We start from the raw sequence: 14,807 nt of genomic DNA on the forward strand, positions 1-14,807 counted from the left end.
ACGAATTATTCCTTCTTATTTACCAGGGCTGGCGTGAGAATAAGACCCTCCTGTGGTTCTCGCAGTAGGATACTGTTTTCATCAATCAGATTTTTCAAGGACTTATCAGCAAGCGTATCCAGAAGTTTGTACTTCAATTGAAATAGTTTGGTCTGATTCGCCGATTTCGTCCATTTCATGATCTTACAATGGCAATTGGCGTTTTCACGCGTATTGATAACCTCTTCGAGTGAACCGCCTTTTCCCTGCTTGATAAACACATTTCGGATACCAATCATGTCGTTGCCTTCGCCCGTATCAAAGCTCCAGGTGGTGGCTATACTGGTCAGATAGCCTTTGCCTTTGTCCAATCGCAATAAGGCATGGATGGGGGATTCAACGTTTCCCGAAGCGTTTTTTACCCGGGAATAAATAGAGACAAGCGATGGGGCTTCAAATTGAATATAGCCGATATGATCAATGTTGGCACCGTGTCGATAGAAGGTAAAATAGCCGTCTTTGTAGGTTATCTCCACCAGATTATTGGCCACCTGATGGTAGCGATTAGGATCATTCCCCCTCGCCTGAGGAGCCCCCGTATAGTATAACCAAATACCCGACAGACTATCAATCTCTTCCTGTGTTGGTTGGTAAGGGAGAATCGTCAGGTCTTTTCGGATGGTGTCCCACGCTGCTCGTTCGGTAAACCACTGAAAACCAACAAATACGAGAATAACAAGCAAGCCGATTACACTGATAAGCCAGGCTCTCGTCTGTTTTTGGAGAGACGTTTTTAACTGGTTAGCCTTCTCATTAAGTTCCTGCTGGCAGGTTGCTAATTGTTGTCGAAGAGCTTCCTGTTCTTCTTTCAGTAAGCTTATTGATGCGTTGGTATCGGCTCCTTCAATGAGATGGGTATCTTGTGGATGTTGCTCAAATCCTTTGCGACCAATACCGTACAGATAGATGTAACAGGCATCGGTCAGAAACGAACGTGGATGAGCCACTAACCGATTGTAGGCATCTTTAATTTGAACCCCGGTAATATCATACTTTCGGTGAGGGTAGTCTAACTGCTTAGGGTTTGGATCTGGCGGATACAAGTCATGATCCAGTTGTTGGGCCGTGTGTGGCAACTCATTACTAATGTTGCTGAGCATTTTAGCCACTTCTTCGTAGTTTTTTGGATTTGTGTTCCGTACGATTCGTTGGCCCGTAGCGAGCTGGTACTTTTCCATTACTTTTTCAAGTAAGTACGAAATCTCCTCCTTACCCGTCTTAAGTTTCATGCAAGCTGCTTGTTATGAGCTATTTATAAAAGTTTATTAAGCTTAATAAAATTTTATAAAGATAGGGCTTCATTTATAAACTGCTGGGAAGAATTTATATATAATGAATGATTGACGTAGTAGGATATAAGTAAGATTTGTGTGTATACCTTTGGTCTTATTAGCCGATCCAATACTATGCCTGTTGTTCGTTTACTTGTTTGTATTAGTCTGCAACTCATATCTGTGTTAGCCTTTAGCGCCAAAGTAGATTCGCTCGATGTGCCCAGTGCCGTTATGAAAAAGAATTTTCGGGCGGCAGTCGTAATCCCCGAATCATATACTAAAGGGAAGGCGAATTACCCTGTATTGTATCTATTGCACGGCGGCTTTGGCCATTTCAACGACTGGGCAACGAAACTGCCCGATAAAACCCTGTTGCAGCGGTTAGCCGATCAGTATAATTTACTCATTGTCATGCCAGAAGGCGAAATCTTTAGCTATTATCTGGATAGCCCTGTCATTAAGGATAGCCAGTTTGAAACCTACCTGACGAAAGAAGTCATTGACAAAATCGATAAGACCTACCGTACGGTTCGAACGAATAAAGGGCGGGTCATTACGGGTCTCTCGATGGGTGGCTATGGAGCCTTATACCTGGCCACGCGTCATCCTGATCTGTATGGCGCGGCAGGCAGTATGAGTGGCGCGCTTAATCTGGATATGACTAGCTGGAAACTAACGCCTGAGATGGAGAAAGGCATTAAAAGCGAATTTGAGAAGATTTTAGGGCCATTTTCGCCCGATAGCTACGCGCCTTATTCGGTGATTAATATGGCTGATAACATGAAGGCCAATGGATTGAAGCTGATTTTTGACTGTGGCGTCGATGACTTTCTGATTGAACCCAACCGGGAACTTCACCGTCGGCTGGTGTTCAATCAAACACCCCACGATTACAGCGAACGTCCTGGCGGGCACAGCTGGGATTACTGGCAAAACTCATTGCCGAACCATGTCTTGTTCTTCAACCAAGTTCTGAAAGCGAACGGAACCGCTGTTCAATAAAGCCAATGCGTAGACTATCGACCCAAATCCTGCTCTTTTTTATAGGTTGCCTGCTAACATTCCCCTTGTTTGCCGCCAAAGTAGATACGCTGGATATAACGAGTGCCAGTATGAATCGGACGCTTCGGGCGGCTGTGGTTCTACCCGCACGTTACAAAAAAGCGAAGCAACCATTTCCGGTATTGTATCTGCTCCATGGCGGAACCGGCAGTTTCCGCGACTGGCTCACCAAAACACCCGACAAAACACTACTGCACCGACTGGCCGACCAGTATAACATCATCATCGTAACACCCGACGGCGACCCGACCAGCTATTACTTCGATAGTCCACTCGTTAAAAGCAGCCAGTTTGAAACGTTTATTTCCAAGGAGTTAATCGAGAAAATTGACAATGCATACCGCACGGTTCGGGATCGCAAGGGCCGAATCATTGCGGGTTTGTCGATGGGGGGGCACGGGGCTATGTTTATCTCAAGTCGTCATCCAGACCTGTATGCAGCCGCGGGCAGTATGAGTGGCGTTATGAATATTAACACCGCCAGCTGGAAAGTGCCCGCCGATTTTGCCAAATCCCGGTCTGAAAACTTTGCCAAGCTATTGGGGCCACCCAAAGAAGGCGACACGCCTTATCCGGGCTATACAATGGTCACGCTGGCCGATCAGCTCAAGAAGAATAACCTGCCTTTGATTTTCGACATCGGGGTGGATGATTTTCTGATCAACGGCAATCGCGAGTTACACCGTCAGTTGATGGAAAACAAAACACCCCACGACTATACCGAGCGGCCCGGAGCCCATACCTGGGATTACTGGGGAAATGCCCTGCCTTACCAACTGCTGTTTTTTAGCAAAATTCTGACCGAGAACGGCGTGATGGTTCTTTAACGCAAAAATCAACTCCCAATTTTATAACCCGAATTACCAACCTAAAAACTCCATGAAAATCAAACCAATCCTGTTATCCCTGCTTATCCTTGCGTTGCCTCTGCTGTCTGTTGGGCAAGCCAAAGATCCCATCATAGCGGGCAAAGGCATCGCTACCGTGCCCACCGAATCGGGCAGTGTTAGGGGCTATATTCACAATGGTACGTTTACCTTCAAAGGCATTCCGTACGCCAAAGCTGAACGCTTTATGGCCCCTTCGAAACCTGATTCATGGACAGGAGTGCGCTCTTCCATGACCTACGGACCCGTTTGTCCAATGGACGTAACCACAACAACCTACGACGAAATCGAATTTCCGTTTCACCATGACTGGGGCTATACCAACGAAAACTGCCTGAGTCTGAACGTTTGGACTCCCGAAATCAGCAAAGCGAAAAAACGTCCGGTCATGGTGTGGCTGCATGGTGGCGGCTTTACCGCGGGTTCGTCGGTTGAACTACCGTCGTACGATGGGGAAAACCTGACGAAAAAGGGCGACGTGGTGGTCGTGACGGTCAACCATCGCCTGAACATTCTGGGCTTTCTGGATTTGTCGGGCTATGGCGAGAAGTACAAAAATTCGGCGAATGCGGGTCTGATGGATCTAGTGTCGGCTTTGCAGTGGGTAAAGCAGAACATCGACCAGTTTGGTGGTGATCCGAACAACGTAACCATCTTCGGTCAGTCGGGTGGGGGCGGTAAAGTAACCTGCCTGATGAATGCACCTTCAGCGAAGGGGCTCTTTCATAAGGCCATCGTACAGAGTGGTAGCTACATTACCAGTTTCACGGAAAGTGATGTGATGAAAAAAGTAAGTGCTGCGCTGCTCGAAGAATTGAACTTACAGCCGAATCAGGTCGATTCACTCCAAAAAATTTCATACGAACGGTTGAATGCGGCTGGTAAAAAAGCCCTACGTAAAGTGTCGGATGGGATGAAAGCCGAAGGTCGCCCCGCTTTTGGATTAGGTTGGGGCCCCATTCATGATGGGAATTTCCTGCCTTACCAAACGACAGACCCGGCTGCGATGGCGCTTTCGAAAGACATTCCGCTCCTGGTTGGTTCGACGAAAAACGAGTTTACGCCTTTCAATCCGGCTACCCGCGATATCACGATGGAAGGAGCCAAGGCTAACATACAGAAAAAATACGGCGATAAAACAGACGCGTATCTGGCAGCGGTAAAGAAGGCTTATCCCGAAACGATGAAGCCATCCGATTACATTGATCTCGACTTCAACTTCCGTCCGCTTACCATTCGGCAGGCCAATGGGAAAGCCGTTGCAGGTGCTGCTCCCGTGTATATGTATCTGTTTACGTGGCAGTCGCCGGTGTTGGATGGGGCCTACAAAGCCATGCACTGTATGGAAATTCCGTTCGTATTCGACAACATCGCCCGCTGCGAAGAAATGACGGGTGGTGGCAAAGATGCCCACACTCTGGCTGACAAAATGAGTCGGGCGTGGATTGCCTTCGCTCGAACCGGCAACCCCAATCACAAAGGGCTGCCAACCTGGCCTCAATACAACGCTGAGAGTGGTGCTACGATGATTTTCGACAATACCAATCAGGTAAAGAATAACCCCGACAAGGAGTTATTGGAGATCGCTGCTGGCAAGTCGATGTAGAAAGTAAGTTCACTCACTTACGAGAATCTGACGTATGCTCTCTCTACTTGGCTTTGCCACCATTGGCGTTTTTCTCGCCCTAATCATTACCAAGCGTTTGTCGGTCATTACGGCTCTGGTGCTGGTGCCGCTGGTTTTTGGGTTCCTGGCAGGATTTAACCCAAAAGAACTGGGAGAGATGATTCTGGCAGGCATCAAGCAGGTTGCTCCAACGGGTATCCTGTTGATGTTTGCCGTGCTGTATTTCGCGACGATGCTCGATGCGGGGCTGTTCGATCCTATTAGTACCGCCATCATCCGCTACGTAAAAGGCGATCCGCTAAAAGTGATCATCGGTACGGCAATACTGACCATGATTGTCCACCTTGACGGGGATGGTACGGCAACGTTCATGATCGTGATGTCGGCGTTTCTGCCGATTTACAAACTATTGGGCATCAATCGCCTGATTCTTCCTGGAATTGTAGCGCTGAGCGTTGGCCCGATGCACCTGGTCCCCTGGTCGGGAACTTCGGCGCGAGCCATTTCGACGCTAAAAACCGATGCAACCCAGCTCTTTAATCCAAATATTCCGGCTATTATCGCCGGAATCTGTTGGGTGCTATTTGTCGCGTACTGGTTTGGTCTGAAGGAGCGAAAACGGCTTGGTATTAGTGAGTTGCGCTATGTTCATCACGAAAGCCTGACCGAAGAACAGCGACAATTCCGTCGCCCGAAACTATTCTGGATCAATGCGTTATTGACTATAGGCCTCATTACTACGTTGATGAAGGGTTGGGTACCCGCACCCGCCCTGTTCATTGTGGCTGCGGTGGTTGCCTTGTTGGTTAACTATCCTAAACTCGCCGATCAGCAAAAAGTAGTCCGGAGTCACGGCAATAATATTTTCATGGTATCGAGCATGATCTTTGCCGCGGGCGTTTTTTCGGGGATTCTGACGGGTTCTAAAATGATCGACTCGATGGCGACTTCGGTTGTTTCGTTGATTCCCCAGCAACACGCAGCCTGGTTGCCAACGCTCACGGCCATTACCAGTATGCCAGCCAGTCTGCTCTTTACCCCCGACGCCTACTATTTCGGGGTAGTCCCGATTTTGAGTCAAACGGCTACTCAGTTCGGTATCGATCCGCTTGAAATTGGGCGTGCGGCTTTGTTGGGTCAAATGACAGTTGGCTTTCCGGTTAGTCCTCTTACGGCATCGACCTTTTTGCTGGTTGGTCTGGCCGAGGTTGACTTAGGCGATCATCAGAAATTTATTCTCAAATGGGCCTTCGGCACAACCGTAGTTATGACGTTGGCGGCACTCTTAACAGGCTCTATTCACCTATGAAACAGCAAATTCGTATTGGGTGTGGAGCTGGTTTTTCTGGCGACCGGCTCGAACCAGCCCTCATCCTGGTTCAACAAGGCCAGTTGGATTACCTCGTGCTGGAGTGTTTAGCTGAACGAACCATTGCGCTGGCTCAGAAACGCAAGAGGCAAGACCCAATGTTAGGTTACGACCCGCTGCTGGAGCGCCGAATAGAAAGTCTGTTGCCTCATTTACTGGGAAAGAAGGTTCGGCTGATTACCAATATGGGCGCGGCCAACCCACTGGCTGCCGCTGAAAAAATTGTTGAAATCGCCCGGCGACTAAATCTATCCGTTACCGTAGCTGCCGTTACGGGCGATGATGTATTTAGTCAGCTTTCGGGTGACGAACTGGCGTTGGAAACGAGCAAACCACTGCATGAATCCGGTACGCTTATTTCTGCCAATGCCTACATGGGAGCCGATGCTATTTTGCCAGCCCTGAAAACTAATGCCGATATTATCATTACCGGCCGTGTTGCCGACCCGTCGCTATTTGTAACCCCAATGGTACACGAATTTGGCTGGTCGCTGGAGGATGCGAATCAGCTTGGTCAGGGGACAGTTATTGGCCATTTGCTGGAATGTGCAGGCCAACTCACAGGGGGGTATTTTGCCGATCCCGGCCGAAAAGACGTGCCCGACATGGCGCATCTGGGTCATCCGTTTGCCGATGTGTCGCCAGATGGAACGGCTATTTTTGGTAAAGTAGCCGGTACAGGTGGAATACTGACTGTTGCCACCGCAAAAGAACAGTTGTTATATGAAGTCATGGACCCAGGCCGGTATATCACGCCCGATGTTGTCGCTGATTTCACGCAGGTACGTTTGGAAGAAATAGGGTTTGATCAAGTCAAAGCCACAGGCGGTCGCGGTCAGAAGCGACCCGATACCTTAAAAGTAAGCGTGGGCTACGAAGCGGGCTTTATTGGCGAAGGCGAAATTTCCTACGCGGGTTCAAATGCGTTGGGTCGGGCACAATTGGCTGGTTCAATCATTCAGGAGCGCCTGCAAGATCGTTTTCCCGATCTGCGAGTTGACTATATCGGCAGCACTTCGGTGCATCGAACCAACTTTGGGCAGTACCCAGACCCATATGAAATTCGACTACGCGTGGCAGGGAGAGCTTCAACAGCACAACAAGCGGCTTTGGTAGGCGAGGAGGTCGAAGCGCTTTACACCAATGGTCCGGCCGGTGGTGGCGGGGCTCGCAAATACATTCATGAAGTTGTCGGTATCGTATCGACACTAATGGATCGAACAAAAATAACACCCAGTATCAGCGTCCTCCAATCATGAGAATAAAGCTATATGATATTGCTCATAGTCGGGCGGGCGATAAGGGCAATACATTGACCTTATCGCTCATTCCCTATAGTGCCGAAGATTATCCGTTGCTATGCGCTAGAGTAACTGCTGAGGCTGTCAGTCATCATTTACAGGATATTGTTGCGGGAGAGATAACTCGGTACGAGCTACCCAATCTGCCTGCTCTTCAATTCGTATGCCAGCAAGCGCTAACAGGCGGTGTGACAACCTCGTTAACCATGGATACGCACGGCAAAAGCCTGAGTTACGCATTGCTGGAGATGTGGGTAGAAACTGAAGTTAATGGACAAGGGGCAATGGATAATGGATAATGAATAATGAATAATGAATAATTGGTAGGGCGATAGTAGCCAGTGGATTATCCATTATTCATTGTCCATTTTATTCCTCACTACTGCTTATTACTATCGACCACTAGGCGCTGGTCGCGATTGGCAATGTCCCAGGCGGTGTAGAAGACGAGCCGGGCTGATTTTTCGGCCAGTTTGAAGTCGATTTTCTCGATGTCATCTGTTGGTTTGTGATAATCGGGATGCAGACCGTTGAAATAAAAGATAATGGGAATCTGATGCTTGGCGAAGTTATAATGATCGGAGCGGTAGTAGATTCGCTGAGAATCTTTTGGATCGTTATACTTATAATCCAGCTCCATATTGATGTACTTTTTATTCGTCTCCTCACTGATTTTGTGCAGTTCCGATGAAAGTTTGTCGGAACCGATCACGTAGATATAGTTATCCGATTTGCCCAGATGCAGATCATCAACCCGACCCACCATGTCGATGTTTAAATCAGCGACGGTTTTCTCAAGGGGAATCACCGGACTCATATCCGCGTAATACTGCGAACCTAGCAGACCTTTTTCTTCGCCCGATACGGTCAGGAATAAAATAGATCGGCGGGGTCCTTTACCAGCCGCCTTGGCTTTGGCGAATGCCTGTGCAATTTCCAGTACCGATACCGTACCTGATCCATCGTCGTTAGCCCCATTATTAATCTGCCCATCGGCGCTGATACCGATATGGTCGTAGTGCGAGGAAACGACCAGCACTTCGTCTTTTTTGTCGGTTCCTTCAATAAAGCCCAATACGTTTGATGACTCCGTTTTTTCATCAACCCGATCAGCTTTAACCGCTACGTTGCCTGCTAGTGATGAGGCAACGGGCTTTGTCGATTGCGCAAGTTGAGTGGTTGTTTGCCCTAGCGTGGCGGTGGAGGTATTCAGTAAGGCCGCTGCCATATCTGCTGTAATCAGAAATACACCCGCTGAACCTACATTTTCAGCACCAGGCTTCAGGCTCAATCGATTGAACCGGGCCTGCATGGCGCTACGTTGGGTGAGCAACTGTTTAAACGCTTCGGCCGATTCCGCTGAAACAATAAACACCTGAGCAGCTCCCTTATCCTTTGCTGCCAGGCTCTTTGCCCGCCAGCCGTTTGGCCCGCCCCATTTGGAGGCTTCGCTGCTGCCGCTCACCAGTTTTGTACCATTAGCGGCTTTAGGCTCATCATCCAGCATCACAAGGGCTTTGCCTTTTACGTCGCGCCCTGCATAATCGTCGTAGTTCGTGTCGCTGATACCGTAGCCAACAAATACCGTTTCATAGCTTGTTTCAGTAGGCAGATACAACAAGCCGTTCGGCATGAAATCCTTCTGCGGTTCAAACCGTTTTCCTCCCGCACTCACATAAAAATCACCCCAATTCTTTTTGTAAAGCGTATAGGGCTGTAAATAACCCAGCTTGCCATCCGTTTCCTTAACGATGGGTTTGAGCCCCTCGGCGGCAAACTGAGTAGCAATATAATCGGCGGCTTTGCGCTGGCCACGGGTTCCGGTTTCGCGGCCTTCCATGTCATCGGCAGCCAAGACACGGAGGTGTTTTTCAAGGTCAGCTGCCGTAATAGTATTGGCAAACTTTTCCTGAGCGATACTGGCGAAAGGCAGGCTGATTAGCCCGGCGGCCAGTAGTAGTTGTTGAGAAGTCATTAATCAGGTTTTGATTGGGAATTTTAGATGAAATAGCGAAAGTCCTATGTAGAACGGGACTACTAATTTCCGAAAAATTACTTTACTAAATTCGATTCCTGCTTTTTCTGTCGATTTGTGATCAAGAGAGGAATAATCAGAAAGCTCAGGCTGCTCAACAATAAGGCAAAGCCGGTTTGAACAGCATGCAGAAAGGTAGCTACAATAACGCCTTCGGTGAGCGTCATACCATACAGTACTAAAGCCCGGCTCACCAGAAAGTGATACGTTCCCAGGCCACCTTGTGTTGGTACGGCAATTCCCCCAATGGAACTGACGGTCAGGATCGTTAACGCAGCTTGTGGGGGAAGGGTAACCGTTCGGGGCGATGCAAAGAAGAGCGTGTAGGTGGTTAGAAAGATAAGGCCGTAACTCAAAATGGTTAGAAAAATGAACAGCCATGGTCGTTTCAATTGCTGAATGCTCAGGAAACCACGTTTAATCTCTCCAGCAATGGTTGTCAGCCGAATAATGAGCCGATGCTGCCAGAAGGCGGGACTTCGCAGGAGCCAGTAGAGCAATACGACAATCGTCAGAAAACCAATTGTCAACCCGATTAACAGCGTATTCGATTGACCATTAGGTGAAAATCGATGAACTACGGGCGATAGCAGTTCCACGAGGTATTGACCCACCCGCCTGAATTCCAGCAAAACGGTAAGGCCAATAATCAACAGAAGCATAAAAATATCAACAACTCGCTCGGCCACTACCGAGCCAATACCCTGCGCCAGCGGAACACCATCGGTGCGTTGTAGGGTGCCACAGCGAGTTATCTCCCCTGCACCAGGCACCAGCATACTGGCCAATGAACCGGCCAGCAGGGCTACAGTTGTGCGAAAGAGGGTGGGCTGGTAACCGAGAGCCTGTAAGGTGAGTTGCCAGCGGGCGGCCTTCACCAGATGATACACGCCAATGAGCAAGCCCGTCAAGGCCAGCCAACGATAATCGGCCAGGCGAAACTGAGCTGCCAGTTCAGTAAGAGGAACATCTTTTAGTACGTACCACAGCAGCCCAATTGTTAACAGAACGGGCAATGCTTGCCGTACAAACGATTTATTCATTCGGCCAAATTAGTTATTTGGGAAAGACAATGCAGGAGTTTTAGAAAATTTGGCACGGTATTAGTAAGTTTGATAAGCTATTAGCAAATACCAGTCCAAGCCCATACGTCGATTGTTGTAGCCACCTAACTCATGTCGAAGAAAAGAAAAGGCTCACCCGCCGTTGTTCCCCCTACTCCGGTCGTTAAACAGGTAAAGCCCCAACCTAAAGCAGATTATCACCAACCCGTTAGTTCTCCTAAAGCTATTGAAACTGACGTAGAACCAGCGGAGCAATCTTTTGAATTGATCCGGTTCGACAAGCGTGTGAACTGGTTTCTAGGTATCTGTATAGGACTTTTTGTGCTGCTGACGCTGGCAAAGATCAATTACTCATCAATAGGCATGTGGAACACCACAATACCTGATGGGTCTGACGCGAAACGAGGCATTATTTCGGGGACGCCTAAAGCTATACGGATGGATGAGTGGGCTATTCTGGCTCCATTCATGCTCTCGCAGGCGCATCAGGGATTTCCGCTTGAAAATCCGGCTATTGGTGGCGAAAAAGTGGCTTTGGTTGGCTATTTCCCGATTAATCACTTCATCTCCTTCTTTCGTCCCGACTATTGGGGGTTCTATTTGCTGGATGTGGATCATGGCTTTGCCTGGCGCTGGAATTTTATTCTTTGTTTTGGCCTGATTGCTACCATGCTTGCCTTTATGCTCCTGACCCGAAACCAGTTCTGGCTATCGGTATTGGGCGCTTTCTGGCTGGTTTTTTCACCAGGATTAGCGTGGTGGTCATTTTTCCTGCTTACCAGTATTTATTCCGGATTTGGGATGCTGGTAGCTTCTGCCTACCTGTTTTTCTCGACCCGGACCCGGACCATTCTTATTGCAGGTGTTCTGTTCTTCTGGTGCTTTTCCATGTTTGCCCTAACCTTGTACCCGCCTTATCAGGTACCGTTGGGCTATTTACTGTTATTTCTATTGGTAGGTTACACATGGCGGCATTACGATAAAGAATTACTATTCAATAAAGTATGGCTAAAGCTGGGCGTGTTTGTGGTGGCTTTTGCCGTGATGGGCTTTGTATTTTATGCCTATTACCTGGATGCCAAATCGACCATCGACGTGATGTCGAATACCGTTTATCCCGGCAAGCGGAGCGAAACTGGGGGCACTGGGTTTATTGCCAACTGGTTCTCCGAGTATTTTGCGGGCTGGCTACTGAGCGATCAGGTATTCCCGCAAAGCTGGCTGAACATCTGCGAATTGTCGCACTTCATTACGTTCACACCCGTCATTGCGGTTAGTTTGGTGATCTACTTTACACGTACCCGAAAAATTGACCCATTGCTTGCCATTATTTTAGGCTACGTGTTGATCCTGCTTATCTGGATTGAAATTGGCTTTCCTGCCTTTTTAGCAAAAGCTACCTTGCTCGATGTTAGCCCCACGCGCCGAACCCAAATTCCGTTTGGTATCGCAAACGTTGTGCTGGCTATCTTATACATGAGTTACATCCACGCCAGGAAAATCAAGGTTAGTGGATCGGTAGCGGCTGTACTTTCTGTGGGCATAGTGGCGTTTATGATTTATGCCGCCTGGTTAAATCTGGACGATGCGAAGGGTATTTATAAATCGCACCAGTTGTTTCTGCCAACGCTGTTTTTCATGGCACTGAATTTCCTGCTGCTACCCGTTATTAATTTTCAGTACAAAGAATTGGCGGTAGTTGGGGCAGTTGCGCTGTTTACACTACCGAATCTAAAAATCAACCCCGTAGGTAAAGGGATGGCGCCCATTACGGAAAATGCACTCTATCTGAAAGTGCGGGAACTCCATCTGCAGGAGCCTAAAGCCCGGTGGGTTGTATTGGGAAATCAGTATATCACGTACCTGGTTACGGCTACAGGTGCGAATCAGTTGAGTGGCGTAAAAAACCAGCCTGACTTTAAAACCATGCATGTATTGGACCCAACAGCAAAACGAGATTCGGCTTACAACCGGTACGCGCACGCTGTTTACAATACCTATATCGACCCGGTACATCCGGATACGGTCGTCATTCAAAACCAGTTTGAAGATGGCTACCAGGTTGCGCTTGACCCCTGTTCTCCTAAACTCCGAAAGCTCAATGTTCGCTACATCATCTTCGACCGGGTGCCACAGCCTGTTGAAATCCGGTGCATGAAGCAGGTCGCGAAAATGGGTAATCTTGAAATCTACCGTACTAATGACTGACCAGGTTTTCGTTATTATCCCCTCTTTTAATGAAGGGAAAGTCATTCGCCAGACAATCAAGTCACTGGGTGATCAGTACAATATTGTCCTGATCGACGATGCGTCTACGGATGATACGGCTAATGCAGTTCGTGACTTGCCCATTTATTACCTACGTCACGATATTAATCTGGGACAGGGAGCTGCCTTGCAAACTGGAATGGACTTTGCTCTGCAGCAGGGAGCGGATATTGTCGTTCATTTTGATGCAGACGGGCAACATAATCCGGCGGACATTGATCGATTCATTAACGTATTAAAGGATCAGAAGGTCGATGTAGTACTAGGGTCACGATTTATGCGGCAGGATGATTTTTTAGCGATACCGCGCCTAAGACGTTTACTGTTGAGAGTAGCCAGAATTGTGAATGGATTGCTCACTGGATTATGGCTTTCCGATGCACACAATGGCTTTCGGGTGATGAATAGGCAGGCACTGCGGGCAATTCAGCTGAAAGAAAACCGGATGGCCCATGCTACCGAAATTCTGATGCAGATCAGACGTCGGCAATTGCACTTCGTTGAGTGCCCAACACACATTGTTTATACGGAATACTCACAGGTGAAAGGTCAGCGCTGGCAGGGTGCTATCGATATTTTGATTGACGTATTCATCAATAAATATTTTCGCTAATGAACGCTGAGATTCAATTTGGGTTCACACCCATTCAGCTGCTGCTGTCTGTTTTATTGCTGGTTATAGCCGTAGCGTCGCTGAGACTTTTCCGGAATCGCCTATTGTATCGCTTGTTCTTTGTGGCAATCGTACTAACAGGTATTCTATTCGTGACGGTACCCGAGCTGCCTTATTACATTGCGAACCGACTTGGGGTAGGACGTGGGGTCGATCTGGTGTTTTATCTGCTCTTTACGGGTTTTCTACTGTTGATTGCCGTGTTGTATCGAAGACTGTTACAACATGACGTCATTATTACGCAGATTATCCGGCAAAATGCTATTAAAAATCACAATAGTCCGAACACATACAGCAAAGCAAAAGAACACGCGAAACGGCTTTGAGCAAGATGCAATAGCGAAAGGTTCTATAAACTATGCCATTGCTGGGGAATAATCTGCTGTGGCTGATTGGCAAACCACTGGCTCGGTGCTACAACCACTCGGTCGGCTACTGGATTGAGCCAGGCTCCCCACCAACTGAATGAACTGTTTGCAACGATAGCGTGGCGGCATAAACTCATTAGATACATGTCCTGCCAACTATCGGCCCCACTGTTATGGTCGACAAACGTAGCGGGTCGGAATAAGTCCCTTAATTCCCGTTCCACCCACTCCATATCGTCAGAAAAGACAAAGAAATGAGCATCAGATACCCGTTCGCGCAGGTAGTCGATTGCTTGTTGATAGTATTCCTTCCCACAAAGGCCATGATGCTGATTGGCATTGGTATTCGTTACATAATCACCTCGGCGGATATGAACAAACGTTGCATTGGAGTGGGCCAAAATAGCATTGGCAACGGCCAATGTTGCATGAGATGGGTGTTTCTGAAAGACTAATTGCTTTCTCAGTGCTTCTGTTTCCGATTTGAAGTAATTTTCTGATTGCCAATACCCCAGGCATAATACGTCCTTTGTCTGGTTGAGTAAAACCTCCTGAGAATCCAGGTCTGTTTCACATAACAGAATAGCTTGGTGGCCAGGCAGGAGGGTTTGGCTCAGGGTTCGTAGTACATCGTACGTAGAGGCCGCTTTTTGTGATATGGCAAAAACATCCAGTTCATATTGCCGGGGCGTGTACTTGCGTAGTTTGGCCAGCATGCGGCTTTCCAGCAAGTGTCGTTCCAACTGAAGTTCGGTATGAAGCTGGCGGGCCAAACTGAAACCGAATGCGTACTGGAACAACTGATTTCCCAGCCCTCCCGCCAGAATAGAGATTACCATG

General features: G+C 48.2%; 13 protein-coding genes. 9 read left to right on the forward strand and 4 right to left on the reverse strand.

All coding sequences use genetic code 11. The features are described 5' to 3' along the window. Window positions 1-5 precede the first annotated feature (5 nt). A complete protein-coding gene (locus tag EXU85_RS00840; RefSeq protein ID WP_142770265.1) occupies window positions 6-1,268 on the reverse strand; it encodes a hypothetical protein in 1,263 nt (420 codons plus the stop codon). Window positions 1,269-1,445: 177 nt separating this feature from the next. On the opposite strand from EXU85_RS00840, the gene EXU85_RS00845 reads away from it, so the two are divergent. The 6 genes from EXU85_RS00845 to EXU85_RS00870 are packed head-to-tail and all read left to right on the forward strand — an operon-like array spanning window position 1,446 to window position 7,858. Beyond that, window positions 1,446-2,315: an alpha/beta hydrolase family protein gene (locus EXU85_RS00845; RefSeq protein ID WP_142770266.1), complete on the forward strand. Its 870-nt coding sequence runs from the start codon at window positions 1,446-1,448 to the stop codon at window positions 2,313-2,315. A 5-nt stretch (window positions 2,316-2,320) separates the two neighbouring features. Further along, window positions 2,321-3,202 carry an alpha/beta hydrolase family protein gene (locus tag EXU85_RS00850; protein WP_142770267.1) on the forward strand — a complete coding sequence of 294 codons (882 nt, stop codon included), beginning with the start codon at window positions 2,321-2,323 and terminating at the stop codon, window positions 3,200-3,202. 52 nt (window positions 3,203-3,254) lie between these two features. After that, on the forward strand, window positions 3,255-4,868 hold the full coding sequence (locus EXU85_RS00855; protein WP_142770268.1) for a carboxylesterase/lipase family protein: 1,614 nt from the start codon (window positions 3,255-3,257) through the stop codon (window positions 4,866-4,868). 34 nt (window positions 4,869-4,902) lie between these two features. Further along, a complete protein-coding gene (locus tag EXU85_RS00860) occupies window positions 4,903-6,198 on the forward strand; it encodes a CitMHS family transporter (protein ID WP_142770269.1) in 1,296 nt (431 codons plus the stop codon). Continuing rightward, window positions 6,195-7,517: an acyclic terpene utilization AtuA family protein gene (locus EXU85_RS00865; protein WP_142770270.1), complete on the forward strand. Its 1,323-nt coding sequence runs from the start codon at window positions 6,195-6,197 to the stop codon at window positions 7,515-7,517. Before EXU85_RS00860 ends, EXU85_RS00865 begins: the two co-directional genes overlap by 4 nt. After that, entirely contained in the window at window positions 7,514-7,858 is a 345-nt protein-coding gene (locus tag EXU85_RS00870) for a hypothetical protein (protein WP_142770271.1), read from the forward strand. Before EXU85_RS00865 ends, EXU85_RS00870 begins: the two co-directional genes overlap by 4 nt. An 80-nt stretch (window positions 7,859-7,938) precedes the next feature. Here EXU85_RS00870 and EXU85_RS00875 read toward each other — a convergent pair whose 3' ends face one another. Together EXU85_RS00875 and EXU85_RS00880 are read right to left on the reverse strand one after the other, a co-directional pair. Next, complete coding sequence (locus EXU85_RS00875) at window positions 7,939-9,534, reverse strand: M28 family peptidase (protein ID WP_142770272.1); 1,596 nt, start codon at window positions 9,532-9,534, stop codon at window positions 7,939-7,941. 77 nt (window positions 9,535-9,611) lie between these two features. After that, window positions 9,612-10,637: a lysylphosphatidylglycerol synthase transmembrane domain-containing protein gene (locus EXU85_RS00880; RefSeq protein WP_142770273.1), complete on the reverse strand. Its 1,026-nt coding sequence runs from the start codon at window positions 10,635-10,637 to the stop codon at window positions 9,612-9,614. Window positions 10,638-10,769: 132 nt separating this feature from the next. On the opposite strand from EXU85_RS00880, the gene EXU85_RS00885 reads away from it, so the two are divergent. From EXU85_RS00885 to EXU85_RS00895, 3 genes are read left to right on the forward strand one after another with little or no spacing between them, the layout of a single operon-like run. Next, entirely contained in the window at window positions 10,770-12,866 is a 2,097-nt protein-coding gene (locus tag EXU85_RS00885) for a hypothetical protein (protein WP_142770274.1), read from the forward strand. Next, window positions 12,859-13,539 (forward strand): glycosyltransferase family 2 protein, encoded by a 681-nt coding sequence (locus EXU85_RS00890; protein WP_142770275.1) that lies wholly within the window; start codon window positions 12,859-12,861, stop codon window positions 13,537-13,539. Before EXU85_RS00885 ends, EXU85_RS00890 begins: the two co-directional genes overlap by 8 nt. Next, window positions 13,539-13,925, forward strand: coding sequence for a DUF2304 domain-containing protein (locus tag EXU85_RS00895; protein ID WP_142770276.1), 387 nt, complete (start codon window positions 13,539-13,541; stop codon window positions 13,923-13,925). The genes EXU85_RS00890 and EXU85_RS00895 overlap by 1 nt, the downstream gene beginning before the upstream one ends. A gap of 23 nt (window positions 13,926-13,948) precedes the next feature. On the opposite strand, the gene EXU85_RS00900 is transcribed toward EXU85_RS00895, so the two are convergent. Next, window positions 13,949-14,806, reverse strand: coding sequence for an alpha-1,2-fucosyltransferase (locus tag EXU85_RS00900; RefSeq protein ID WP_168207720.1), 858 nt, complete (start codon window positions 14,804-14,806; stop codon window positions 13,949-13,951). Window position 14,807: the final 1 nt, after the last annotated feature.

Source organism: Spirosoma sp. KCTC 42546 (assembly GCF_006965485.1).
Classification (GTDB): Bacteria; Bacteroidota; Bacteroidia; order Cytophagales; family Spirosomataceae; genus Spirosoma.

Excerpts from the sequence above, each read along its gene's own strand:
- EXU85_RS00840 (WP_142770265.1), bottom strand. The coding sequence starts at position 1,268 with ATGAAACTTAAGACGGGTAAGGAGGAGATTTCGTACTTACTTGAAAAA.
- EXU85_RS00845 (WP_142770266.1), top strand. The coding sequence starts at position 1,446 with ATGCCTGTTGTTCGTTTACTTGTTTGTATTAGTCTGCAACTCATATCT.
- EXU85_RS00850 (WP_142770267.1), top strand. The coding sequence starts at position 2,321 with ATGCGTAGACTATCGACCCAAATCCTGCTCTTTTTTATAGGTTGCCTG.
- EXU85_RS00855 (WP_142770268.1), top strand. The coding sequence starts at position 3,255 with ATGAAAATCAAACCAATCCTGTTATCCCTGCTTATCCTTGCGTTGCCT.
- EXU85_RS00860 (WP_142770269.1), top strand. The coding sequence starts at position 4,903 with ATGCTCTCTCTACTTGGCTTTGCCACCATTGGCGTTTTTCTCGCCCTA.
- EXU85_RS00865 (WP_142770270.1), top strand. The coding sequence starts at position 6,195 with ATGAAACAGCAAATTCGTATTGGGTGTGGAGCTGGTTTTTCTGGCGAC.
- EXU85_RS00870 (WP_142770271.1), top strand. The coding sequence starts at position 7,514 with ATGAGAATAAAGCTATATGATATTGCTCATAGTCGGGCGGGCGATAAG.
- EXU85_RS00875 (WP_142770272.1), bottom strand. The coding sequence starts at position 9,534 with ATGACTTCTCAACAACTACTACTGGCCGCCGGGCTAATCAGCCTGCCT.
- EXU85_RS00880 (WP_142770273.1), bottom strand. The coding sequence starts at position 10,637 with ATGAATAAATCGTTTGTACGGCAAGCATTGCCCGTTCTGTTAACAATT.
- EXU85_RS00885 (WP_142770274.1), top strand. The coding sequence starts at position 10,770 with ATGTCGAAGAAAAGAAAAGGCTCACCCGCCGTTGTTCCCCCTACTCCG.
- EXU85_RS00890 (WP_142770275.1), top strand. The coding sequence starts at position 12,859 with ATGACTGACCAGGTTTTCGTTATTATCCCCTCTTTTAATGAAGGGAAA.
- EXU85_RS00895 (WP_142770276.1), top strand. The coding sequence starts at position 13,539 with ATGAACGCTGAGATTCAATTTGGGTTCACACCCATTCAGCTGCTGCTG.
- EXU85_RS00900 (WP_168207720.1), bottom strand. The coding sequence starts at position 14,806 with ATGGTAATCTCTATTCTGGCGGGAGGGCTGGGAAATCAGTTGTTCCAG.